Source organism: Loktanella sp. M215 (genome assembly GCF_021735925.1).
Classification (GTDB): Bacteria; Pseudomonadota; Alphaproteobacteria; order Rhodobacterales; family Rhodobacteraceae; genus Loktanella.
Window position 1 is genome coordinate 640540 of record NZ_WMEA01000001.1, and the last position, 22852, is coordinate 663391.

Annotated in this window: 24 protein-coding genes; 12 read left to right on the forward strand and 12 right to left on the reverse strand. The window is 63.9% G+C overall.

The genetic code is table 11. The features are described 5' to 3' along the window. Positions 1-57: 57 nt before the first annotated feature. Genes GLR48_RS03110 through GLR48_RS03130 form a run of 5 tightly spaced genes read right to left on the reverse strand, consistent with a single transcriptional unit; the run spans position 58 to position 4176 of the window. Positions 58-522 (reverse strand): nuclear transport factor 2 family protein, encoded by a 465-nt coding sequence (locus GLR48_RS03110; protein ID WP_237058564.1) that lies wholly within the window; start codon positions 520-522, stop codon positions 58-60. A gap of 35 nt (positions 523-557) precedes the next feature. Beyond that, on the reverse strand, positions 558-1010 hold the full coding sequence (cynS, locus tag GLR48_RS03115; protein ID WP_237058566.1) for a cyanase: 453 nt from the start codon (positions 1008-1010) through the stop codon (positions 558-560). Positions 1011-1043: 33 nt separating this feature from the next. After that, positions 1044-1946 (reverse strand): ABC transporter ATP-binding protein, encoded by a 903-nt coding sequence (locus tag GLR48_RS03120; RefSeq protein ID WP_237058568.1) that lies wholly within the window; start codon positions 1944-1946, stop codon positions 1044-1046. A 10-nt stretch (positions 1947-1956) separates the two neighbouring features. Continuing rightward, positions 1957-2790 (reverse strand): nitrate ABC transporter permease, encoded by an 834-nt coding sequence (gene ntrB / locus GLR48_RS03125; protein ID WP_237058570.1) that lies wholly within the window; start codon positions 2788-2790, stop codon positions 1957-1959. 3 nt (positions 2791-2793) lie between these two features. Then, a complete protein-coding gene (locus GLR48_RS03130) occupies positions 2794-4176 on the reverse strand; it encodes a CmpA/NrtA family ABC transporter substrate-binding protein (RefSeq protein ID WP_237058572.1) in 1383 nt (460 codons plus the stop codon). Between the two features lie 201 nt (positions 4177-4377). On the opposite strand from GLR48_RS03130, the gene GLR48_RS03135 reads away from it, so the two are divergent. Next, positions 4378-6231, forward strand: coding sequence for a sigma-54 interaction domain-containing protein (locus tag GLR48_RS03135; protein WP_237058580.1), 1854 nt, complete (start codon positions 4378-4380; stop codon positions 6229-6231). A gap of 18 nt (positions 6232-6249) precedes the next feature. Here GLR48_RS03135 and GLR48_RS03140 read toward each other — a convergent pair whose 3' ends face one another. The 5 genes from GLR48_RS03140 to dctP all read right to left on the reverse strand — a co-directional run bounded on the left by GLR48_RS03140 (position 6250) and on the right by dctP (position 11993). Beyond that, entirely contained in the window at positions 6250-7773 is a 1524-nt protein-coding gene (locus GLR48_RS03140) for a malonate--CoA ligase (RefSeq protein WP_237058582.1), read from the reverse strand. An 11-nt stretch (positions 7774-7784) separates the two neighbouring features. Then, positions 7785-9056, reverse strand: a complete 1272-nt coding sequence (locus GLR48_RS03145; protein WP_237058584.1) for a malonyl-CoA decarboxylase domain-containing protein — start codon at positions 9054-9056, stop codon at positions 7785-7787. Beyond that, positions 9053-10372: a TRAP transporter large permease gene (locus GLR48_RS03150; protein ID WP_237058586.1), complete on the reverse strand. Its 1320-nt coding sequence runs from the start codon at positions 10370-10372 to the stop codon at positions 9053-9055. Before GLR48_RS03150 ends, GLR48_RS03145 begins: the two co-directional genes overlap by 4 nt. Beyond that, positions 10372-10884 carry a TRAP transporter small permease gene (locus GLR48_RS03155; protein ID WP_237064315.1) on the reverse strand — a complete coding sequence of 171 codons (513 nt, stop codon included), beginning with the start codon at positions 10882-10884 and terminating at the stop codon, positions 10372-10374. The genes GLR48_RS03150 and GLR48_RS03155 overlap by 1 nt, the downstream gene beginning before the upstream one ends. A 119-nt stretch (positions 10885-11003) precedes the next feature. Beyond that, complete coding sequence (dctP, locus tag GLR48_RS03160) at positions 11004-11993, reverse strand: TRAP transporter substrate-binding protein DctP (protein ID WP_237058588.1); 990 nt, start codon at positions 11991-11993, stop codon at positions 11004-11006. Positions 11994-12154: 161 nt separating this feature from the next. On the opposite strand from dctP, the gene GLR48_RS03165 reads away from it, so the two are divergent. Continuing rightward, on the forward strand, positions 12155-12820 hold the full coding sequence (locus tag GLR48_RS03165) for a GntR family transcriptional regulator (RefSeq protein WP_237058590.1): 666 nt from the start codon (positions 12155-12157) through the stop codon (positions 12818-12820). Positions 12821-12828: 8 nt separating this feature from the next. Here GLR48_RS03165 and GLR48_RS03170 read toward each other — a convergent pair whose 3' ends face one another. Further along, complete coding sequence (locus GLR48_RS03170; protein WP_442915743.1) at positions 12829-13539, reverse strand: GntR family transcriptional regulator; 711 nt, start codon at positions 13537-13539, stop codon at positions 12829-12831. A 238-nt stretch (positions 13540-13777) separates the two neighbouring features. Between GLR48_RS03170 and GLR48_RS03175 the strand changes: the two genes are divergently transcribed. From GLR48_RS03175 to GLR48_RS03205, 7 genes are read left to right on the forward strand one after another with little or no spacing between them, the layout of a single operon-like run. Beyond that, positions 13778-14764 (forward strand): ABC transporter ATP-binding protein, encoded by a 987-nt coding sequence (locus tag GLR48_RS03175; RefSeq protein WP_237058594.1) that lies wholly within the window; start codon positions 13778-13780, stop codon positions 14762-14764. A 27-nt stretch (positions 14765-14791) separates the two neighbouring features. Next, positions 14792-16069, forward strand: a complete 1278-nt coding sequence (locus tag GLR48_RS03180) for an ABC transporter substrate-binding protein (RefSeq protein WP_237058596.1) — start codon at positions 14792-14794, stop codon at positions 16067-16069. A gap of 57 nt (positions 16070-16126) precedes the next feature. Then, the gene (locus GLR48_RS03185; protein WP_237058598.1) at positions 16127-16981 is read left to right on the forward strand and encodes an ABC transporter permease; all 855 of its coding nucleotides are present in this window, start codon (positions 16127-16129) and stop codon (positions 16979-16981) included. A gap of 1 nt (position 16982) precedes the next feature. Beyond that, positions 16983-17822 (forward strand): ABC transporter permease, encoded by an 840-nt coding sequence (locus GLR48_RS03190; RefSeq protein ID WP_237058599.1) that lies wholly within the window; start codon positions 16983-16985, stop codon positions 17820-17822. Further along, complete coding sequence (locus tag GLR48_RS03195; protein WP_237058600.1) at positions 17819-18448, forward strand: aspartate/glutamate racemase family protein; 630 nt, start codon at positions 17819-17821, stop codon at positions 18446-18448. Before GLR48_RS03190 ends, GLR48_RS03195 begins: the two co-directional genes overlap by 4 nt. Further along, a complete protein-coding gene (locus tag GLR48_RS03200) occupies positions 18445-18861 on the forward strand; it encodes a nuclear transport factor 2 family protein (RefSeq protein WP_237058601.1) in 417 nt (138 codons plus the stop codon). The genes GLR48_RS03195 and GLR48_RS03200 overlap by 4 nt, the downstream gene beginning before the upstream one ends. Then, a complete protein-coding gene (locus GLR48_RS03205) occupies positions 18858-19736 on the forward strand; it encodes a polysaccharide deacetylase family protein (RefSeq protein WP_237058602.1) in 879 nt (292 codons plus the stop codon). The genes GLR48_RS03200 and GLR48_RS03205 overlap by 4 nt, the downstream gene beginning before the upstream one ends. On the opposite strand, the gene GLR48_RS03210 is transcribed toward GLR48_RS03205, so the two are convergent. Continuing rightward, positions 19733-20449 (reverse strand): FadR/GntR family transcriptional regulator, encoded by a 717-nt coding sequence (locus tag GLR48_RS03210; RefSeq protein ID WP_237058603.1) that lies wholly within the window; start codon positions 20447-20449, stop codon positions 19733-19735. The genes GLR48_RS03205 and GLR48_RS03210 overlap by 4 nt on opposite strands. Positions 20450-20597: 148 nt before the next feature. Between GLR48_RS03210 and GLR48_RS03215 the strand changes: the two genes are divergently transcribed. The 3 genes from GLR48_RS03215 to GLR48_RS03225 are packed head-to-tail and all read left to right on the forward strand — an operon-like array spanning position 20598 to position 22847. Beyond that, positions 20598-21386 carry a transporter substrate-binding domain-containing protein gene (locus tag GLR48_RS03215; RefSeq protein WP_237058604.1) on the forward strand — a complete coding sequence of 263 codons (789 nt, stop codon included), beginning with the start codon at positions 20598-20600 and terminating at the stop codon, positions 21384-21386. Positions 21387-21441: 55 nt separating this feature from the next. Continuing rightward, a complete protein-coding gene (locus tag GLR48_RS03220) occupies positions 21442-22116 on the forward strand; it encodes an amino acid ABC transporter permease (protein ID WP_237058605.1) in 675 nt (224 codons plus the stop codon). After that, positions 22113-22847: an amino acid ABC transporter ATP-binding protein gene (locus GLR48_RS03225; protein ID WP_237058606.1), complete on the forward strand. Its 735-nt coding sequence runs from the start codon at positions 22113-22115 to the stop codon at positions 22845-22847. The genes GLR48_RS03220 and GLR48_RS03225 overlap by 4 nt, the downstream gene beginning before the upstream one ends. Positions 22848-22852: the final 5 nt, after the last annotated feature.

A 22852-nucleotide genomic window follows, 5' to 3' on the forward strand; every position in this document is an offset into this window, starting at 1 on the left:
TATCCTGGCGCGCCACCGGTGACGCCATGTGCGGCCAAATGCTGCTGGTCTGGCGGCCTAAAGGCCCAACGCGCTCAATCCCGGGTGGTCGTCCGGGCGCGGCCCCTGTGGCCAGTGAAACAGACGGTCAGCCTCGGCCATCGGCACGTCGTTGATCGAGGCATGACGCTCGGCCATGTAGCCGCCCGCATCAAACGCCCAGTTTTCATTGCCGTGGGCGCGGAACCATTGGCCGGCATCGTCGTGGTATTCATAGCAGAAGCGAACCGCGATGCGGTCGTCGCCATGCGCCCAGATTTCCTTGATCAGGCGGTAGTCGTGTTCGACCGCCCATTTCCGCGTCAGGAAACCCACGACGGCGGCGCGCCCGGTCAGAAAGGTCGACCGGTTGCGCCACCGCGTGTCCGGCGTATAGGCCAGCGCCACCACCTCCGGATCCCGAACGTTCCACGCATTTTCCGCCAGACGCACCTTCCGGACCGCGTCTGCGTGGGTAAAGGGTGGCACGGGCATGCGGGTCATCGTGGTTTCCTTTGGGTCACAGGACGGTCGGTCGCTTACCAGTTGTTGTAGCCCAGATACTTGCCCGACATCTCGACCTTGACCCGGTCGCCCTTGGGGTTTTCCTCGCGCGTGACGGACATGTTAAAGTCGATGGCCGACATGATGCCGTCGCCGAACTTTTCCTGAATCAGCGCCTTCAACGTCGGGCCATAGACGCCGACGATTTCGTAAAAGCGATAGATGCAGGGGTCGGTCGGCACCGCCTGCGTCCAGATCTTTGTCGGGCTCTCGGACAACAGGCTTTCCGCCTCTTGCGGCAGGCCCATCGTGGCGACCATCAGTTTCGCCTTGTCAGCAGGAAAGGCGTTCATGCCCATCGCGGCGGAATGGGTCCAGACGGGGGACATGCCGATCTTGTCGGCGATCTGTTCCCACGTCATCCCGGCCTGCTTCTTGGCCGACAGGATCATGGCGGTCACGTCTTCCTTGGTCATCGTCTCGGTCATGGCAAAGTCTTTCACTGGTTGCTCCTCTCGGTCTTAGTTGGTGACGGCCCGCAAGGCCGGTCGGCGGTCCTCGGGGTCATCGGTGGGTGTGGTCTTGTCGATGCGCACCGTGTCCGGGCGGTTGGTGTCGCCACCGGACTGCTGGCCGGCCAGTTCCCTGGACCGGCGGCCCAGAAACTGCACCAGATGGTTGCGGATCGCGTAATAGTTCGGATGCTCCACGATCTCGGTCCGGCTGCGGGGCCTGGGAATCGTGATCTCGACGCTTTCGGCGACGCGGGCAAAGGGGCCGTTCGTCATCAGCAGGATGCGGTCGGCCAGCAGGATCGCCTCGTCGATGTCGTGGGTGATCATGAAGACGGTCTGTTCCGTGCCGCCCCAGATCTTCAGCAACTCGTCCTGAATGGTGCCCCGCGTCAGCGCGTCCAGCGCACCAAAGGGTTCGTCCAGCAACAGCAGCTTGGGATGATTGGCAAAGGCGCGGGCGATGGACACCCGCTGTCGCATGCCGCCCGACAACTGGCTGGGCTTGCGGTGGATGACGTCGCCCTCAAGTCCGACCATGCCAAGGTATTTGACCGCATGTTCCGTTACCTGCGCCTTGGTCCATTCCGGGTGCCGGGCGGCGACGCCGAAGGTCACGTTCTTCAAAGTCGAGAGCCACGGCAGCAGGGAATAGTTCTGGAACACAACCCCACGGTCCAAGCTGGGGCCGCGCACCTCTTGCCCGTCCATGACGACAACGCCAGAGGTCGGATCGGCCAAGCCGGCCAGGATGTTCATGATCGTGGACTTGCCGCAGCCAGAATGGCCCAGGATCACGACGAACTCGCCTTTTTCGACGCCAAAGGTCGCGTCCTCGAAGACCGTCAGCTGCCCGCCCTGTCCGTCAGGGAACCGCTGGGTCAGTTTCTCGATACTCAGAAACGGTTTCATGGGTTTTCCCTTATTCGACGTAGGCGACGCGGCGTTGCAGCAGGCCGAACATCGCGTCCAGCAGCATGCCGACGATGCCGATCATGAGGATTGAGAAGATGACAGAGGTCAGGTCGAGGTTGTTCCACTCGTTCCAGACGTAATACCCGATGCCGGTGCCCCCCACGAGCATCTCTGCCGCGACGATGACCAGCCAGGCGATCCCGATGGAAATCCGCATCCCCGTCACGATGGTCGGTGCGGCGGCGGGCAGGATCACGGTAAAGGCGGTCTTCAGGGCGCTCAGCTCATGCGTCTTGGCCACATTCACCCAGTCCTTGCGCACCCCCGCCACACCGAAGGCGGTGTTCAGCAGCATTGGCCAGATCGAGCAGATGAAGATCACGAAGATCGCGGACGCTTCTGAATCTTGGATGATGAACAGCGCCAGCGGCATCCACGCGAGCGGAGAAATCGGTCGCAGCACCTGAATGAAGGGGTTCAGCGCCTTGTAGGCCACCGGCGACATGCCGATCAGGAACCCCAGCGGGATCGCGATGATCGCCGCCAGCACGTACCCGGTCAGCACGCGGTAGATCGAGTAACCGATCTGGATACCGATCCCCTTGTCGTTGGGACCGGCGTCGTAGAACGGATTGCTCAGCTCCTCCCACGCCTTGACGATCACCTGACTGGGCGGCGGCACGCCCGCGCGGGCAGCACCCACCCCTGTCAGCTTTTCGTATTCGGTCAGCTCTCCTGCGGCCTGCTGGGCCGGGATCGCAAGTTCCCAGACCAGCAGGCCAACGAACAGGATCAGGACCGACAGCAGCGCCGCGCGGGCATTGAGGGAGAGGCGGTTCATCCCCTAGGCCTTCTTGATCGCGAAGCTGTCGACATAGGCGGCGGGCTCGGCCGGATCGAAGGTCTTGCCCATGATCATGTGGGATTTGTAGGTCTCGGCCGGGGCCTCGTAGCCCAAATCTTCCATGACCTTCTTGCAGTCGGCGGCCAGATAGACCTGCTCCGCCACGCCCTTGTAGTCGACGTCGCCCTCGATATAGCCCCAGCGCTTCATCTGGGTCAGGATCCAGACGCCCATCGACTGCCAGGGGAACGGGTCGAAATCGATGCGGTCAGGGACCTGCTTCACCTCGCCCAGACCGTCGGCATAGGTGCCGGTCAGCACCTGTTCGATCACGGTCACGGGCTGGTTAAGGTAATTGGTCGGTGCGATCGCCTCCGAGATTTCCTTGCGGTTTTCGGCCTTCGACGCGTATTGCGTCGCGTCCACGATGGATTTCAGCAGGGCGCCGTAGGTGTTCGGCAGTTCCGTGGCAAAGGAGAGCGGGGCAGCAAAGGCGCAGCACGGATGCCCTTCCCAGATTTCCTTGGTCAGGATGTGGATGAACCCGATGCCTTCGTAGACCGCGCGCTGGTTGAACGGGTCGGGCGAGAGATAGCCGTCGAGGTTCCCGGCCCGCAGGTTCGCGACCATCTCGGGCGGCGGCACGACGCGGATCTGGATGTCGACATCGGGATCGAGGCCGAATTCCGCCACGTAGTAGCGCAGCAGGAAGTTGTGCATCGAATACTCGAACGGCACGCCAAAGGTCATGCCCTTCCACATCTTGGGGTCGCGCTTGTCCAGATGCTCGTTCGACAGCACGATCGCCTGACCGTTGATGTTCTCCACCGCCGGCATGATGTAGGGTTCGGCCACGGACCCGGCACCCAGCGTCATCGCCAGCGGCATCGGCGTCAGCATGTGGCTGGCATCGTATTCACCCGCCAGCGACTTGTCGCGCGCCACGGCCCAGCCTGCGGTCTTGATGACGGATGCGTTCAGCCCGTAGCGGCTGTAGAACCCCAGCGGTTCCGCCATGATGATCGGCGTCGCACAGGTGATCGGCACGAAGCCGATGTTCAGGTCGGTCTTCTCTGGCGCCCCGAGCTTGTCCATGATCGCGGCCTTCGCCTCGTTCAGCGGAAAGACCGACGCCAGCGCCGCGGCCATCGTCGAACCACCCATCATCCCCATGAAGGACCGCCGCCCGACATCGCTCTGGCCAAAGACGGACCGGACGATCGCGCTTTCCACCGCACGCTCCATGATGCCGTCGGACGTGGTCAGGTCGATCCGGTCATCCCGCGCCACGGCGGCGGTGACGCAAGAGCCGCAGCCGCAGTCGCCCCCGTGCCGCAGATCGGTCTTGGACGAAAATGGGTTCCCGAGGCTCTTGAAGGTCATCTGTCGCTCCATTGCTGATTTGCAATTATCGTGATGGAGCGTGCGCCGGTTCAGAAGGGTCAAGGACACTTTTGCTGAAATTCGTATTTCCTATACTTATCGGTAAGTTAGGCGGATTCCACGACTCCGCATCGTTACGATTTTTCGTGAATTACGATTTTTCGTATTGCGCGACATGATCCTGACGGGTTCAGATCACGCATGACCCAAGCTTTGTCTGACTACGATTCCCATCTTGCCGGCGCCTTCGGGCCGACCCTTCTGATCGACCTGCGGTCGGACCGCATCCTTGCCACCTCCCCCGAAGCCGCCCAGCTGTTTCAGGACCCGGCACTGGCGGGATCGCGCCTCTCGCCCCGCATTGCCACCGATTTCACCCAAATGATCGTCTTCATCGACGAGGTCTTTCATCGCCTGGAGGCATGGACACGCCGCGTCGTCTTTCAGACCACCGCAGCAGAGCACCTGACCTGCGAGGTGCGGGGCCGTGTCATGCCGCAGGTCGGCGACGGGATCATCCTGCTGAACATCATCGACCTTGCCGCGCTGAACGACCGGACGGAACGCGCGGAGGCGGCACGGATGTATGGCGGCGGCCTGCTGGAATGGCAGCGCGCGCAGGCGTTCTTTTCCGAACTCGAACGCCAGAACCAGTTGATCCTGAACGCCGCGGGCGAAGGCATCTATGGCGTCAATGCCGACGGCAAGACGACCTTCGTGAACCGCGCCGCACAGGAAATGCTGGGCTGGACCAGCGACGACCTGCTGGGCCGCGACATCCACAACATGATCCACCACCACCACCTGAACGGCGATGTCTATCCGTCCCAGCACTGTCCGATCTACCGGTCCTTCCGGTTCGAACAGGTCAACCGGATCGAGGACGAGGTCTTCTGGCGCAAGGACGGCAAGCCGATCCGCGTCGAATATGTCTCGACCCCGATCTACGAAGGTCAGGTGCTGGTCGGCGCCGTCGTGATCTTTCGCGACATCACCGAACGGTGGGAAAACGAACGCCGCCTGCGCGAGGCGATGGAGGAGGTCGGCGCATTACGCGACAGCCTGATGCAGGAAAACGCCTACCTGCAGGAAGCAATCAACATCGAGCGTGCCCACCACGACATCATCGGCCATTCAGACGCCGTGCGTCAGGTCATCGCGCAGATCGACCTTGTCGCCCGCACCGACACCAATGTCCTCATCACCGGCGAAAACGGCACCGGCAAGTCGCTGGTCGCCTCTGCGATCCACAACGAAAGCCCCCGCAGCCGTCGCCCCATGATTCACCTCAAGGGCGGGGCCGTGTCGCCCGATGCCATCGAAAGCGAGCTGTTCGGCCATGTCCGCGGCGCCTTTGGCGGTGCCCTGCGGGACAAGCCCGGCAAGCTGGAACTAGCCCACGGCGGCACATTGTTCATCGACGAGCTGGGCGACATCCCCTTCGACCAGCAGGGCAAGCTGCTGGAAACCCTGCAACGCCGGTCGGTGACGCGGCTGGGCGAGGATCGCGAACGCGCGCTCGACCTGCGCGTCATCGCCGCGACAGGCCGCAATCTGGACCGAGAGGTGCAGGCGGGCCGCATGCGACAGGACCTCGTGCTGTTCCTGAACGTCTTTCCGATCCACTGCACGCCGCTGCGGGACCGCCCCGAAGACATCCCGCCGCTGGCCTCGCACCTACTGAAACTCGCCTGCAAGCGTCTGGGGCGCAGCCAGCCCGTCGTGACCGAAGGCATCATGCGCCAGTTGCAGCGCTATGACTGGCCCGGCAACGTGCGCGAACTGGCGAACGTCATCGAACGCAGCGCGATCGTGTCCCACGGCGGCAAGCTGGTGGTCGACATCCGCACGCCCTCGCAGCCCAGCGTGCGCGGTGCCACGGCCCTGCTGACCGAAGCCGAGGTCGAACAGATCCGGATCGCCAACACCATCGCCTGCCTGAAAGAGGCCGGCGGCCGCGTATCAGGCCCGCGTGGTGCCGCGGCCCTGCTCGGAGTCAGGCCGACAACGCTTTATTCGCGGATCCATAAACTGGGGCTCACGTCGCGGGACTGACGCCCGGCCGCGATCTGCCTAGGCAACCGGGACCGCATAGGTGTCGCGCAACTGGTTCTTCTGGACCTTGCCCATCGTGTTGCGCGGCAGGGCGTCGATGACGTGAATAGCGCGGGGATGCTTGTACCGCGCCAGTTGCGGCGCGATTGCCGCGCTGATCGTCTCCGGCGTGACGGCAGCACCCCGCTCCAGCACGACAGCGACCGCGACGCTTTCACCGAAATCAGCGTCCGGCAGACCGAAGGCCGCACTTTCGACCACGCCGTCGATATCGTCGATCAGGGCCTCGATTTCCTTGGGATAGATGTTGTACCCGCCAGAGATGATCAGGTCCTTGGACCGCCCGACGATCGAGACATAGCCGTCGTCGTCGATCTGCCCGATGTCGCCAGTGATGAACCAGCCATCGGCGCGCATGTCCGCGGCGGTCTTTTCCGGCATCTGCCAGTAGCCCTTGAACAGGTTCGGGCCCCGCACCTCGATCCCGCCGGGCTCGCCTTTGGGCGTCGGATTGCCGTCTGCGTCGGCCAGTCGCAGTTCGACCCCCGGCAGCGGCAGGCCGACGGTGCCGGGCTTGCGCGTGCCGTCATAAGGGTTCGAGGTATTCATGCAGGTCTCGGTCATGCCGTAGCGTTCCAGCACCGTATGCCCGGTGCGATCCTGCCATTTCAGGTGGGTATCCAGCAGCATCGGGGCAGAGCCAGACACGAACAGCCGCATGTCAGCGCAAGCCGCCTGCGTCAAACCGGGCTGGTCCAGCAGCCGGGTATAGAATGTCGGCACGCCCATCAGCGACGTCGCACGGGCGAAGTCGGCCAGGATCGCTGCGGCATCGAAATTGCGGTGCAGGATGATCGCCCCCCCGGCCATCAGGGTGACGTTGATCGCAACGAACAGCCCGTGCGTATGGAAGACCGGCAGCGCGTGGATCAGCACGTCACCATCAGTGAACTGCCAGTGATCGCGCAGCGTCTCTGCGTTGGAGGCGAGGTTGCCATGCGTCAGCATCGCGCCCTTGCTGCGCCCCGTCGTGCCAGAGGTATAGAGGAACGCCGCCAGATCGTCCGCGTCCCGCGCCACCGCATCGCGCAACGGCGTGGCACCCTGGGCAGCGTCGGTCAGCGCCCCCTGCCCCGCGGCGTCCAGCGTCAGAACGTGGGTCACGCCCGCCTGTTCCGCCACGGGCGTCAGCGTGTCCAGCTTCGCCGGGTCGCAGACAAAGACGCGCGGGGCGGCGTCGGTCAGGAAATACGACACCTCTGCCGCGGGATAGCCCGTGTTCAGTGGCAGGTGGATCGCGCCCGCCAGCACCGTGCCAAGATAGCAGGCCAGCCCGTTGATCGACTTCTCGATCTGCACGGCGACCCGGTCGCCGGGGGCGACGCCAAGGGCCACCAGTGCCCCCGCCATCGCCTCGGCCTGTGACCACAGGTCGTCATAGGTCGTCACCGCCCCGCTGGTCGCATCCGTGGCAAAGGTCGCTTCCTCGCGGCCGACAGAGGCAGCGCGCAGGGCGTGGGCCAGGTGATTCTCACTATACATTGGGTCCGTCCTTATCGTGTCTTCAGCAGGCGGCGCACCGGCGGGGCCGCAATGATCTCGCCTTGGCCAGAATAGGCTTCGTGGTTTCGCTCGATCGTGTCCAGATCGTAAAGGTAATTGACCATCACGCCCCACGACGCCTTTTGCCCGTTGGCGCTGGCGTCGGCGTCTCGGTTGATCCGCTCCAGCCGCGCCCCGTTGCCAAGGTGAAAGCGGGCGACCGGGTCGGTGGCACCGCCGCGCGAATGGCGGGCTGTCAGCATGTAATGCGCGGTCAGATCCGACAGGGTGATGGGGCGCTTGCCGTCTTCGGCGGCGGTGACCGTGTCGGCCAGATAGGTCGGCAGGTCGTCCCGATGCGCCAGCGCCCACTTGCGCAGGCCCGGCACCGGCGACAGCGTGACAAAGGTTGTCAGGTTCGGCCATTCGCGGCCCAACTCCTCCACCACCTGCTTGATCAGGAAATTGCCGAAGGAAATCCCGCGCAACCCCGTCTGGCAGTTCGAGATGGAATAGAACACTGCCGTCTGGGCGCGGGCCGGGTCCGTCATCTGACGGTCAGCGGCAAGGATCGCACCGATATCGCCGGGGATACCGGCGGTCAGCGCGACCTCGACAAAGATCAGGGGATCGTCGCCCAGCGCGGGATGAAAGAAGGCATAGAGCCTGCGGTCGGGCGCCGCGACCCGGCGACGCAGATCGTCCCAGCCGCTGATTTCGTGCACCGCTTCGTACTGAATTATCTTTTCCAGCACGTTGGCGGGCGTCTGCCAGTCGATCCGCTGCAATTCCAGAAAGCCGCGGTTGAACCACGACCCGAACAGATGCCGGAAATCCGCATCAAGCAACGCCAGCGCCGAGTCCTCTCCCATCAGGTGCAGCAGGTCATTGCGCATGGCGACCAGCCTGCGGGTGCCGCCGGGCGCGCGGTTCAGGCGGCGGATCAATTCCTGAGAGCGCGGCTCGGAGGCGATATGCAGATCGCGCAGCGCGGTCTCGTCCCCCTCCTGCCAGTGTCGCAGCGCGGTTTCCGTCCGCTCCCGATCGACGCCGAACCGGTCGCGCAGCATGGTGAAAAAGTCATGCTTGGCCGCCCAGTCCATGCCGTCGTAACGGTCAAAGATCGCGCGGGCGAGGGCGAGGCCCGTCGCCTCTCCCTTGCCCGTCAGCAGGGTGTCGCACATCTGGACGACTGAACGTGGCGCGGTCGTGCCCATCAGGCTGCGCCCCCGGTCGGCGACCCGGCCGACCAGATCGTTGAAGACGGTCGTCGCGCGGATCACTGCTCTGGCCCCATCAGTACGTCGGGCAACCATGTCACGATGGACGGGAAGGCCGACAGGAACACGATGGCCAGCACCATGCACAGCACGAAGGGCATCGACCCGACCAGGATCTTCTTGAGGCTGATGTCGGGTGCTATCCCGTTGATGACGTAAAGGTTCAGACCCACGGGTGGTGTGATCAGGCCGATCTCCATGTTGATGGTGACGATGACGGCGAACCAGTAGGGATCGAAGCCCGCGGCGGTGATGATCGGCAGCAGGATCGGCGCGCTCATCAGGATGACGGCGACGGGCGGCAGAAAGAAACCCGCGACCAGCAGAAATACGTTGATGACGCCCATCAGGACCCAGCGGTTCACCTCCAGATCGGCGATCCATGCGGCGATGGATTGCGTGACGAACAGCGACGACAGCATGAAGCTGAACACGCCCGCCGCACCGATGATGAACAGGATCATCACGGATTCCCGCGTGCTGTCGCGCAACACGGCCCACAGGGCTGCGGGCTGCACCATGCGGTAGACGACGACCGCCACGATGAAGCATAGCAGCGCACCGACGGCGGCCGTCTCGGATGGCGTCGCGATGCCGCCGTAGAGCGCATAAAGCACGCCTGCGATGATCACGATGAAGGGGATCACGCGGGGCAGGATCTCGAACTTCTCTTTCCACGAATAGGTCACGCCGGACAGCGCCACGCCAGCAGCCCCCCGCCGCCAGGTATCAAAAATCGCCCATGCGATGAACAGCGTGACCAGCAGGATGCCGGGCAGGACACCCGCAAGGAATAGCCGCCCGATGCTGGTTTCCGTGGCGATCCCGTAGACGATCATCGTGACCGACGGCGGGATCAGGATGCCCAGCGTGCCGCCCGCGGCAATGGACCCGGCGGCGACCTCGTCCGGATAGCCGCGCTTGCGCATCTCGGGGATGCCCATCTTGCCGATGGCCGCACAGGTCGCGGGACTGGACCCGGACATCGCGGCGAACAGCGCACATGCGCCAAGGTTCGACACCAGCAGGCCGCCTGGCACCTTCGTCAGCCAACGCTCCAGCGCTTCATACAGGTCAGGCCCCGCGCGGGTCGATGAAATCGCGGCCCCCATGATGATGAACATCGGGATCGACAGCAGGGCGAATGAATTGAGGTCGCCGTAGAACAGCTCTGGCAGGGCCTGCAGGCTGCGGGGACCATCGAAGACGAACAGGAACCCTGTCGCGACCATCAGCAGGCCGACGGCGACGGGGATGCCGGAAAACAGGATGACGACGGTGAACAGCGCGACAAGGCCGCCAAGGGATAGCGGGTCCATCAGTAATCCTCGCTCATTTCGGGGCCGATGGCGGGCAGGCCCTTGGCGTCCATCGGAAAGGCCGTGACCGACAGCCACAGGTCGGCCAGCAGTTGCAGCAGGAACAACGCAAAACCCACGGGAATCGCGAGGTAGGGTATCCACAAGGGCGCGGACAGGACCGTCTCGGACTTCCACCCGCGGACATAGGCAAAGTGCCACATGTCATAGCCGTAATAGAGCATGATCGCGATCATCGCGGCGGTGACGACCAGCGTGCCGATCGCCAGACCGCGCCGCATCGCCTGCGGCAGCAGCGTCGGCAGCAGATCGACGCCCACATGCCCCCGCAGCTTCTGCACGTAAGGCAGCCCGATCAGCGTGGCCGCGATCATCAGGTAGATGACGACCTCGGTCTGCCAGACGGTGGACTGGTTCAGCACGTTGCGCACAAAGATCATCTGGCAGGTGATGATGACGGCAGCCAGCATCATCAGGGCCGCGACGACGCCGCAGAGGCCGGAAACGCCCATGATCAGGCGGATGGGAAGCGGCAGTGTTCGGACGCGGTCAGCGCCAGTCAGGTCGGTCACGACGGATCACCTCTGAGAGAAAAAGACGGGCGGCAGGTCACCCCACCGCCCGGAACGCATCACTCGACGGCCAAAGCCATGTCGAGAAGGTTCTGACCACCGTCGGGCATTTCAGCGACGAAGGCCGGGTAGGACGTGGTCTTGGCCAGTTCCAGCCAGGCGTTGAAGTCCGCCTCGTTCATCTGCGCGATCTCGACCCCGGCCTTCGTGAAGGCATCGGTCGCGACCTGATCGCCCAGCTTGGCCTGCTCCAGATAGAAGGCCTCGGCCTTCTTGCCGGCGTCGGTCAGGGCCGTCTGCTGTTCCGGCGTCAGCCCGTCGAAGGTGGTCTTGTTCATCATCAGCGGCTGATACATGAACCAAAGCGCGTATTCGCCGGCGGGCGTGTAGCAGGACAGCTGTTCGTACAAACGGTAGCTGACAAAGCTTTCGGACGAAGTGTTGGTCGCGTCCAGCACGCCGGTCTGCAGTGCCGGATAGATTTCCGACGATGCCATCGACGAAATCGACGCCCCGGCGCCCGCCAGCATTTCCTCGAACGACTTGCCGGCAGCGCGGATGCTGACGCCCTTGACGTCCTCGGGCTTCACGATGCACCCCTTGTTGGACCCGAAGCCGCCAGCAAGGTAGCCGTGCACCAGCGTGATCACGTCGTCCTCGGCCATGATCTTCTCGATCTCGGCCATGAAGGGGGACGCGGACAGGCGGGCGGCGTGGTCGTGGTTTTTCACCAGTCCCGGCATCAGGGTCAGGTTGTAGGCCGGCTGCTGGCCGCCGGCGTAGGACAGCGGCAGGATCGTCATATCCAGCTGGCCGCGCGACAGCGGCGTATACTGCTCGCGCGCTTTGAACAGGGTCTGGTTCGGAAAGATCTGGATATCCAGATCGACACCGGCGGCCTTCACGTCGTCGGCGACCATCTGGGCGACCTGATGGCGCACGTCGCCTTCGGCCCACTGATGGCTCAGCTTCAAGGTCTCCGCGAACGCGGCAGAACCGAAGGTGGCAGTCGCAAGCGCCGCAACGGCGCCCAAAGTTGCAAATTTCATTGGTTTTCCTCCCCAATAGATAACGGTTTGCCGGGGTCTCCTCCAAGACGGGTCCGGCGCCTTGCCGTCACGTTAACAACAAATCGACGTCACGCAACAATTATTGTATACAAGATGCGATATCTGGTATTCATGGTAGTGAAGATCGGAAAGGCGACGCGGTGACGACTGACACCTCCAACCTGCGCGATGCGATCGAAGACCGCATCCTGACCGGCGCCTTGCGCCCGGGCACCCGGCTCGACGAGGCATCATTGGCCGAAGAATTCGGCGTATCCCGGACGCCGATCCGTCAGGCGCTGTTTCATCTGGCGGCGACCGGACTTGTCGAACACTTTCCCAGACGCGGCGCCTTCGTCATCGACACCGGGCCCGTTCGCCTGCGCGAGATGTTCGAGGTCATGGCCGAACTTGAGGCGCTTTGCGCGCGCAACGCCGCCCGCCGGGCGACGCAGGCCGACCTTCAGAGCCTCGACGATTGTCACGACGCCTGTTGCATTGCAGCAGAGGCTGGCGACAGTGACACCTATTACTACGCCAACGAGGCCTTTCACGAAGCCATCCGCCTAATCGGCGGCAACGGCTTCCTGCACCTCGAAATCGGCCGCCTGCAAAAGCAATTGCAGGCCTTTCGGCGCCTGCAACTGCGTGCGAGGGCGCGCGTTGGCGCGTCTTTGCGGGAACACGCCGATATCCTGCAAGCGATAAAGGCCGCCCAGCCCGGCGATGCCGCAGAGGCGATGCGGACCCATATCGCGATCCAGAACGACCAGTTCACCGACATGATCGCGACCCTGCAACGCAACCAGCCCCACAGCGCGGCCTGACACCCGGTTCAGTCCCGTGAAAACAGGGCATCCTTCAGGCTGACGGTCGATTGATCCGGTGGTCGCAGATCAAGACCGTCATGCAGGTCGTCAAGGTGGCGCTCCATCACATCCCGCGACAGGCTGACGTCGCCCGCCGCAATCGCGGCCAGCAGATCGTGATGGGCCCCGGTTTCGCAAAGACTGCTTTGCTTGCGCCAGTAAAGCGCGATGATAAGGCTGGAGCGTTCGACAAGGGACCTGACCATATCGGCAAGGATGGCCTGGTCGGCGATGCGCGCGATCGCGACGTGGAATTGTCCCGACATCGCCAGCGCCTCTCCGGGTTTGCCCTCAGTCATGGCCGCGTGTTCTTCTGCAACATGCTGTTTCAATATCGCGATATCCTGCGGTGTGGCTTTGCGGGCTGCCGATTCCGCCACATGCGGTTCGACAAGCCTACGCGCCTCGAACACCTCATGCGCCTCGCGCGGTGTCGGACTGGCGACATAGGCCCCGCGATTGCGCCGGATCTCGACCAGCTTGTGATGCGCAAGCCCCTGCAGGGCGCTGCGCACGATGGTCCGAGACACGCCGTAGATCACGCCCAGATCGTCCTCTCCCAACTTCTGACCGGGGCACAGCCGGTGCGACAGGATCGCGGCGGACAGGTCCTGTGCGATATCGGTCGCTGCAGCACCGCGGTCGGGCGAAGACACGGGGGAAGGTCCAGAGGTCATACGGATTAACTGCCGAATCCATGGTGGGGGCGCTGCAACCCCTGCATGCAACCAACTGGCGATGATGGACACAATCCCCCGCCGTATCGTATACAATTTTGCTGCTAAATTGTAGTCAGACACCCCCGGTTCTGCCGAAAATTGCAGCGCCATTGTGTCTGGCCCGCCCCGACCGCACGCAAATGATTGCCGCCTGATGGTCCACCACCTCTGCTGAGCGCGACAGCACGGGGGGCGCATGAGCACAGTCATTCAGGATCTGGAACTGGTCAACGTGACCAAGCGCTACGGCACTACGGTCGCCGTGGACCGGGTCAGCCATCATTTCCGGCCATCAAGCTACACCTGCCTCCTCGGCCCCTCGGGCTGCGGCAAATCCTCGACCCTGCGTATGATTGCCGGGCACGAAAGCATCAGCGACGGCTCGATCCTGCTGGCGCACCGCGACATCTCTCATCTGCCGCCCGCCAAGCGCGGCACAGCGATGATGTTCCAAAGCTACGCCCTGTTTCCGCACCTAAGCGTCGCCGACAACGTGGCCTTCAGCCTCAAGATGAAGGGCGTGGACCTCAAGGACCGTCGCGCCAAGGCCGGCGAGATGCTGGAGCTGGTCGATCTGACGGCGCTGGCCGACCGCCTGCCTGCGCAACTGTCCGGCGGCCAGCAGCAGCGCGTCGCCCTCGCCCGCGCGCTGATCACCCGCCCGCAGGTGCTGCTGCTGGACGAACCGCTCTCGGCGCTCGACCCCTTCCTGCGCGTGCGGATGCGGACAGAGCTGCGCAACCTGCAAAAGGAACTTGGCATCAGTTTCGTGCATGTCACCCACGGCCAAGACGAAGCGCTGGCACTGGCGGACGAAATCGTGGTGATGAACAACGCCGTCATCGAACAGGCCGGCCCCGCGCGCGATGTCTTCAACGCGCCGCGCACCCGGTTCGTCGCGCAGTTCATGGGCGGCCACAACGTGATCGCCCTGCCGCAGGGCCACTTTGCGATCCGGTCCGACGCGGTGCAGGTCACGCCGCAGGGTGCCGGCCAGATGGAGGGCCATGTCACCGCCATCGAATACCAGGGCACCCACGTCAGCGTCCTGTCCCGCGTTGCCGGTGATCAGGAGGTCACGGCGCTGGTCCCCGACGCCGCCTTTTTTGAATCCCCGCACCAGCCCGGCGACCGCATCGGCCTGACCTGGGACGACCGCAACCTTCACAAACTGACGGCGTGAACCGCCGCATTCAACACGGAGAGAGCCATGACCGAAACGACCAAACTATCCCGCCGCAGCGTCCTGAAGGGCGCGACCGCCACCGCCGCCTTTGCCGCCGGCACCACGCTGGGTGCGCCGATGATCTGGGCGCAGAACATCAAGGATATCACCCTGCGTCAGTTCGGCACCGGCGTGTCGAACCTGAACGACGTGGCGATGAAAGTGAAAGAAGACCTCGGCTTCACCCTCGAAATGACGGCGCTGGATTCCGACAGCGTGACGCAGCGCGCAGCGACGCAGCCCGGCAGTTTTGACATTGCCGACATCGAATACTGGATCTGCAAGAAGGTCTGGCCGACCGGCAACCTGCAGGGCATGGATACGTCCAAGATCAAGAATTACGACAAGATCGTCGGCATCTTCCGCAACGGCAAGCTGAACGCCGACAGCGTGATCGCGCAGGGGACCGCACCGCATAAGGTGGGATTCACCTCTGGCGAGGATGGCACGGACTTCGTGCAGGAGGAATCCGGCTGGATGACCCTGATCCCGACGATCTACAACGCCGACACGCTGGGCATCCGCCCCGACCTGATCGGGCGACCGATCAGCAAATGGTCGGAACTGCTGAACCCGGAGTTCAAGGGCAAGGCGTCGATCCTCGACATTTCCTCCATCGGGATCATGGACATGGCAATGGTCGTGGAATCCATGGGCGAGTACAAATACCCCGACAAGGGCAACATGACGAAGGAAGAGATCGACATGACCCTCGGCATCTTTACCGAGGCCAAGCGCAACGGCCAGTTCCGCGCGTTCTGGAAATCCTTCGACGAAAGCGTGAACCTGATGGCCTCCGGCGAGGTCGTGATCCAGTCGATGTGGTCGCCCGCCATCACCGCCGTCAAGGCGCGCGGCATCGATTGCGTCTATCAGCCGCTGGAAGAAGGCTATCGCAGCTGGGGTGGCGGCATCGGCCTGTCCAAGGCCCTGAGCGGGCTGGAGCGCGACGCCGCCTATGAATACATCAACTGGTATCTGGACGGCTGGGTCGGCGGTTACCTGATGCGGCAGGGCTATTATTCCGCCGTGCCGGAAACGTCCAAGGCCTTCATGTCCGAAAACGAGTGGGGCTATTGGTTCGAAGGCAAGGCGGCCGCCGACGTCATCACGTCCCCCACGGGCGATCCGCTGGCGCAGGCGGGCGACGTGCGCGACGGCGGGTCGTTCGAGGAACGGATGGGCTCGGTCGCCTGCTGGAATTCCGTCATGGACGAAAACCAGTACATGGTCCGCAAGTGGAACGAGTTCATCGCCGCCTGATGAACGCAAGGCGGCGCGCGCCCTGCCGCGCGCCGCACCCTTTTGAAAGTGTCCGTGATGCAAGCAAGACCCAACCTGACCGGCTGGCTGATGGTCTCGCCGCTGGCCTTCGTGCTGGCGGTCTTCCTTTTGATGCCGATCATCCTGATCGCCGTCGTCAGCTTCTGGACCGCGACGGAATTCAGCATCGTCCCCGCCTTCTCGTGGGAAAATTACGATTTCCTCTTTGGCTCGTCCGTCACCTACCGGGTCTTCCTGAACACCTTCAAATACGCGGCCATCGTCTGGGCGCTGACGTTCCTGATCGGCTTCACCGTCGCCTATTACCTCGCTTTCCACATCCGCACACAGACCTGGCAGATCGCAATGTTCCTGCTGTGCACGATCCCGTTCTGGACCAGCAACATCATCCGCATGATCTCGTGGATCCCGTTTCTGGGCCGCAACGGCATCGCCAATTCCGCGCTGCTGTCATGGGGCGTGATTGACGAACCCGTCGAGTGGCTGCTGTTCAGCGACTTCGCCGTGATCCTCGCCTTCGTGCACCTCTACACGCTCTTCATGGTCGTCCCGATTTTCAACACCATGATGCGGATCGACAAATCCCTGATCGAGGCGGCCCGCGACGCCGGCGCCACGGGGCCGCAAATCCTGTGGAACGTGATCCTGCCGCTGACCAAGCCGGGCATCATGATCGGCACTATTTTTGTCGTGACGCTGGTCATGGGCGACTTCATCACCGTGCGCTTCATGAGCGGCAGCCAGTCCGCCAATGTCGGACGCCTGATTTCCAACGACATCGCCCTGCTGCAATATCCCAGCGCCTCGGCCACGGCGATCGTGCTGCTGGCCACCGTGCTGATCGTGATCGGCATCCTGCTGCGCTTCGTCGATATCCGGAAGGAGCTCTGACATGGAACCCCGCCCCCGCTCCTTCTATATCCTCACCGCCTTCTTTGCGCTATTCCTGCTGTTCCTCTACGGCCCGACGATCACCATCGGCATCCTGTCGTTTCAGGGCGAAGGCGGCGGCCTGACATTCCCGATGCGCGGCGTGTCGACCTACTGGTTCCGCGACCTGTTCGAACAGCAGGCGGTCGGCGACATCTGGGGCAGCTTCAGCCGCAGCATCGTGCTGGGCCTGATGGTCATGGTCTCGACGATCGTCGTGTCGGTCATGGGCGGCCTCGCCTTTCGCAAGCGGTTCTGGGGGTCGGGCATCCTCTTCTACCTCATCATCACCGCACTGGTGATCCCCTCGATCCTGATCTCGCTCGGCGTCGGCCTGATGTTCAGCCAGGCCGACCTGACCGTCCACTGGGCAACCTCCGGCTTTGGCGCACAGCTGACATGGACTCTGCCGTTCGGCCTGCTGATCATGTTTGCCGTCTTCAACCGCTTCGACAAAAGCTACGAGGAAGCCGCCCGCGACCTTGGCGCCAGCCCCTGGCAGACCCTCCGCCACGTCGTCCTGCCGATCATTGCGCCCAGCCTGATCGGCGTGGCCCTGTTCGGGTTCACCCTGTCCTACGACGAATTCGCGCGGACCCTGCTGACGGCGGGCAGTTACAACACGCTGCCGCTGGAAATCTACGGCATGACGACGAACGTGACCTCCCCGGTGCTCTACGCCTTGGGCACGCTGACGACAGGGTTCTCGCTGGCGATCATCGGCGTCTTCCTGACCATCGCGCTGCTGGGCAACCGCCGCCGGGCGCGCGCAGCATCCGACGCGGGCAAGGGTGTGCTGTGATCGTCATCATCAACCCCAACAGCACCGTCGCCATGACGGAAACCATGCTCTCCACCGCGCGCCGGATGATGCCCGACGCCCGCATCGAAGGCTGGACCTCTCACGACGGCCCCCCCGCCATCCAAGGGCCAGAAGACGGCGCTGCCTGCATCCCGCCCCTGCTGACCTTGGTGGCCGAGGCCGAAGAGGCGGGCGCCCGCATCATCATCATCGGCTGCTTTGACGATACCGGGCTGGCCGAAGCGCGCGCCATGACCGATTGTATCGTCCTCGGCATCGGAGAGGCCGCCTATGCCCAGGCCGCCCGTCTGGGACAGTTCAGCGTCGTCACGACGCTGGCCGTCTCCGTCCCGGTGCTGGAATCGAACATCGCGGCACTCGGCTTGACCCCGCGCTGCGCGCGCGTCCGCGCCAGCGGTGTCCCGGTGCTGGATCTGGAGAGATCGCCCGCCACCGCGATCCCCCGCATTCTGGCAGAGGCGCGTGTCGCAGTGGCCGAAGACGACATCCGCGCTATCGTGCTGGGCTGTGCCGGGATGGTGGATGTCGCGGCACAGGCCCCGGATTTCCCGGTGCCCCTGATCGACGGCGTCCGCGCCGCGCTGGAAAGGACGAAACGCCTGTGACAGACCCGGTTACCCACGCAAAACAGGTGGTCGAAGCCTACCTCGAACGCTCCATGATCCCCGACCCCGAAGGGGCATCCGCCTACGTCGCGGCCGGGCTGAGCATCACCTTCACCGGCGGCCGCGCCTTTACCGCGCCTGCGCAAACCACGGCGTTCAACGCCAAACGCTACGCCTGGGTGAAAAAGCGGTTCATCCGCACCGATGCGGCACTGGACCCGGACACCGGCGACGTCCACGTCTACAACACCGGCCACCTTTATGGCGCATGGCCGGACGGCACGCTGTTCGACGGCAACCGCTACATCGACATCTTCACGGTGCGCGACGGGCTGATCGTCGCCACGCAGGTCTGGAACGACAGCGCGGAAATCCTGCTGGATCGCGCCGGACTGGCAGAGGCTCCGCTATGACCCTGCCGACCCATGGACGCTACGCCTACAGCGCGATCACCGACCGCCCCGATTTCGACTGGCCGGACGGCAAGCGGCTGGCAGTTTACCTAGGCGTGAACCTCGAACACTTCGCCTTCGGCGAAGGAAAGGGCGCCCAGATCGGCAACGCCGAACCCGCGCCCGACGTTCTGAACTACGCCTGGCGCGACTATGGCAACCGGGTCGGCGCGTGGCGGCTGATCGAAATGCTGGACGCCCTCTGCCTGCCCGCCACCGTCCTGCCCAACAGCGAAATGTACGACTACGCCCCCGACCTGATGGCCGCCCACCGCGACCGCGGCGACGAGATCGCGGGCCACGGCCGCACGAACTCCGAAAGCCAGAGCGGCATGAGCGAGGCAGAAGAGGCCGCGATGATCGCGGAATCCTCCGACGTGATCGCCAAAGGCGCGGGCCAGCGGCCCTTGGGCTGGCTCAGCCCGTGGATCGCCGAAACGGACCTCACGCCCGATCTGCTCGTCGAGGCGGGCTACACCTACACGATGAACTGGTGCATGGACGATCAACCCGTCTGGATGCGCACCCGATCCGGTCCCCTCCTGTCGCTGCCCTACGGGCAAGAGATCAACGACATTCCCGCCATCGTCGGCCGCAAGACCGGGGCCGCGGAATTCGCCGACATGATCATCGACAACTTCGACGAGCTGCTGGAGCAGAGCGCGCGGCAACCGCTGGTCTATGGCATCGCCCTGCATCCCTATATCGTCGGGCAGCCGTTCCGCCTGCGCCAGTTGCGCCGGGCGCTCACGCATATCGCGAACCACCGCGACACCGTCTGGATCGCCCGCGCGGGCGAGATCGCGCAGGCCTTCGCGGACCGGAACCCGGCCTAGGCCAGCGCCACGCCAACGCAGGCGGCGGTGTTGCGGATATGCGCCCGCATCGCCTGCGCCGCCCGGTCGCCGTCGCCCGCGCGCAGGGCGTCCAGAATGGCGCGGTGTTCGCTGATCGACGCCTGCATCCGGGCGACAGCGGTATTGGGGATCGGCACGCGCTGGCTCTCGGTCATCAGGTCGCGGACCGAGCGATAGAAATCCCGCAGCATCGGATTCGGACAGGTTTCCACGATCAACCCGTGAAACCGCAGATCGGCCTCGACATGGGCAATCAGGTCGCCGGCGGTCCAGGCGTCCTCGAAGGCGGCGGTCGCCCGTTCCAGCTGATCCGCGATCGCGGGCGTGACATGGGGCGCGGCCAGCCTGCACAATTCCGTCTCGACCAGCGCGCGGGTCTGGAACACGTCACCGATCCGCACCTGACCGTCGAACCGCCAGGGCTGCGGCCCGCCCGCGTCCTGCGCCCCGGTGACGAAGGTGCCGCGCGCCGGATAGGTGCGCACAAGGCCCAGCGTTTCCAGCGTCAGCAGCGCCTCGCGCAGGGACGCGCGGGACACCTGCAACCGGTCCGACAGGATGCGCTGCGAAGGGATCTTTTCGTCGGGCTTCAGCTCTCCTGTGCGGATCATGTCCTGCAGGGTGGCCGCGACGGTCTGGGTGACGCTCTTGCCGCTCATGTGGTTCATCGCGTGACTTTCGGTATGGCGCATTTTTCATCGTATCGCGCCGTTGGGCCGGTTTCCCCAATCCCTAGCCTTGCCAGACGTCGTGTCGCATGCTTGTAATTGGTCAGACCGGTCTGACCGGTCAGACCAATAGTGAAGCAATAATCACACCAACGACAGGGAAAACGACACCATGTTTGGAAAGATCAGCAAGATTGCCACAGTGGCCTTGGCGGCCACAGCCTTTGGCAGCACGGCCTTCGCGCAGGACCTTCAGGTCGGCGCGAACATCGGCAACGTGCCGTGGGAGTTTCAGGACGACACCGGCGCCAATGTCGGCTTCGAGGTCGATCTGGTGAACGCCGTCGCCGAAAAGCTGGGCCGCGGCGTCGAGATCGTCAACATCCCCTTCCAGGGCCTGTTTTCGGCCGTGCAGTCGGGCGGCGTCGACATCGCCATGTCGTCGATCACCATCACGCAGGAACGCCTGCAATCCGTGACCTTCGCCCAGCCTTATTACGACAGCGACCAGTCGCTGACCGTGGCCGCCGACGGCCCCGCATCGCTGGACGAGATGAAGGACAAGGTCGTGGGCGTCGACACCGGGTCGACCGGCGACATGTGGGCGACGGAACATCAGGCCGAATACGGGTTTTCGACCATCAACCGCTACGAAGGTCTGGCCCCCGCGATGCTCGACCTCGCCGCGGGCCGGATCGACGGCTACATCTCTGACATCCCGGCGCTGCAATACTACGTCAAGGACAAGCCGGACCTAAAGGTCGTCCAGCGGATCGAGACCGGCGAGAAATATTCCATGATGTTCGCCAAGGACGCGCCCTTGGCGACAGAGGTCAACGATGTGCTGACCACGCTGAAGGAAGACGGCACCATCGCCGGCTTGCACGAAAAGTGGTTTGGTGCGGCACCAGAGGACACGACATCGACCGTGACCGTCATGGACATGCCGACCCTGAACTGACCGGACGTGGCACGGCCCCCGATGCCGGGCCGTGCCACACCAATGAAAGACTTTCATGGACGTTTTCGACACCTTTCTGAACGTGGCGGTGCTGCGCCGCAGCCTGCCGATGCTGCTGGACGGGCTGTGGCTGACCCTGCAACTGGGGGCCGCCAGCATCGTCGCGGGCCTGATCCTCGGCCTGATCGTGGCGCTGCTGGGGCTCTATGCAGTCAAGCCGGTGCGGATCCTGATGCGGCTCTATATCGACATCTTCCGGTCGATCCCGCTGCTGGTGCTGCTGATCGTCGTCTACTACGCCCTGCCCTTCGTCGGCGTGCGGCTGACGTCCTTCGCCTCGGCCATGGCTGCCCTAACACTCGTGTCCGGCGCCTACACCGCCGAGATCTTTCGCGCCGGGATTCAGGCGATCCCGCATGGCCAGTTCGAGGCGTCCGCCGCCCTTGGCCTGAACCAGCGGCAGACGATGGTGGACGTGATCCTGCCGCAGGCGGTGCGCATCGTGATCCCGCCGCTGACCAACAACGCGATCAACGTGATCAAGGACACCGCCCTCGCCTCTGTCGTCGCGATGCCCGATCTGCTGAAGCAGGCAACGCAGGCGCAGGCCCTGACCGCCAACCCCTCGCCGCTGATCGGCGCCGCGCTGATCTACATCGCCTTCCTCTGGCCGCTGGTCCTTTTCGTGTCCTACCTTGAACGCCGCTACAGCGGGGGGCGCCAGGCATGAGCGCTGTCTCCATCCGCAACCTGCGCAAATACTACGGCACGTTCGAGGCGTTGCGCGGCATCGACTTCGACATCGCTAAAGGTGAGGTCGTCTGCATCATCGGCCCCTCCGGGTCCGGCAAATCGACCCTGATCCGCTGCATCAACCGGCTGGAGGATTTCGACCCGAAATCCGAGATCCGCGTCGACGGCATCCCCGTCGAGAAAGGCCGGTCGCTGGCCCGCGTGCGGGCCGAGGTCGGCATGGTCTTTCAGGGCTTCAACCTCTTCCCCCACCTCAGCGTGCGCGACAACGTCATGCTCGCCCCCCGCCGGGTGCGCGGCACGTCACGGCTTGAGGCGGCGAAGCTCGCCGACCGTTTGCTGGCCCGCGTCGGCATCGCGGAACAGGCGGACAAGTATCCACAGCACCTGTCCGGCGGCCAACAGCAGCGGGTCGCCATCGCCCGTGCGCTGGCGATGGAACCGCAGGTGCTGCTGTTCGACGAACCGACCTCCGCCCTGGACCCCGAGATGGTGGGCGAGGTGCTGGACGTGATGAAATCGCTGGCCCACACCGGCGTCACGATGATCGTGGTCACGCATGAAATGGGCTTTGCCCGTCAGGTCGCCGACCGCGTGATCTTCATGGACGGTGGAGAGGTGATTGAAACCGGCACCCCCGCCGCCCTGCTGGAAAACCCGACAGAACCCCGCACGCGCAACTTTCTGGGCGCCGTGCTGAACCATTGATGACA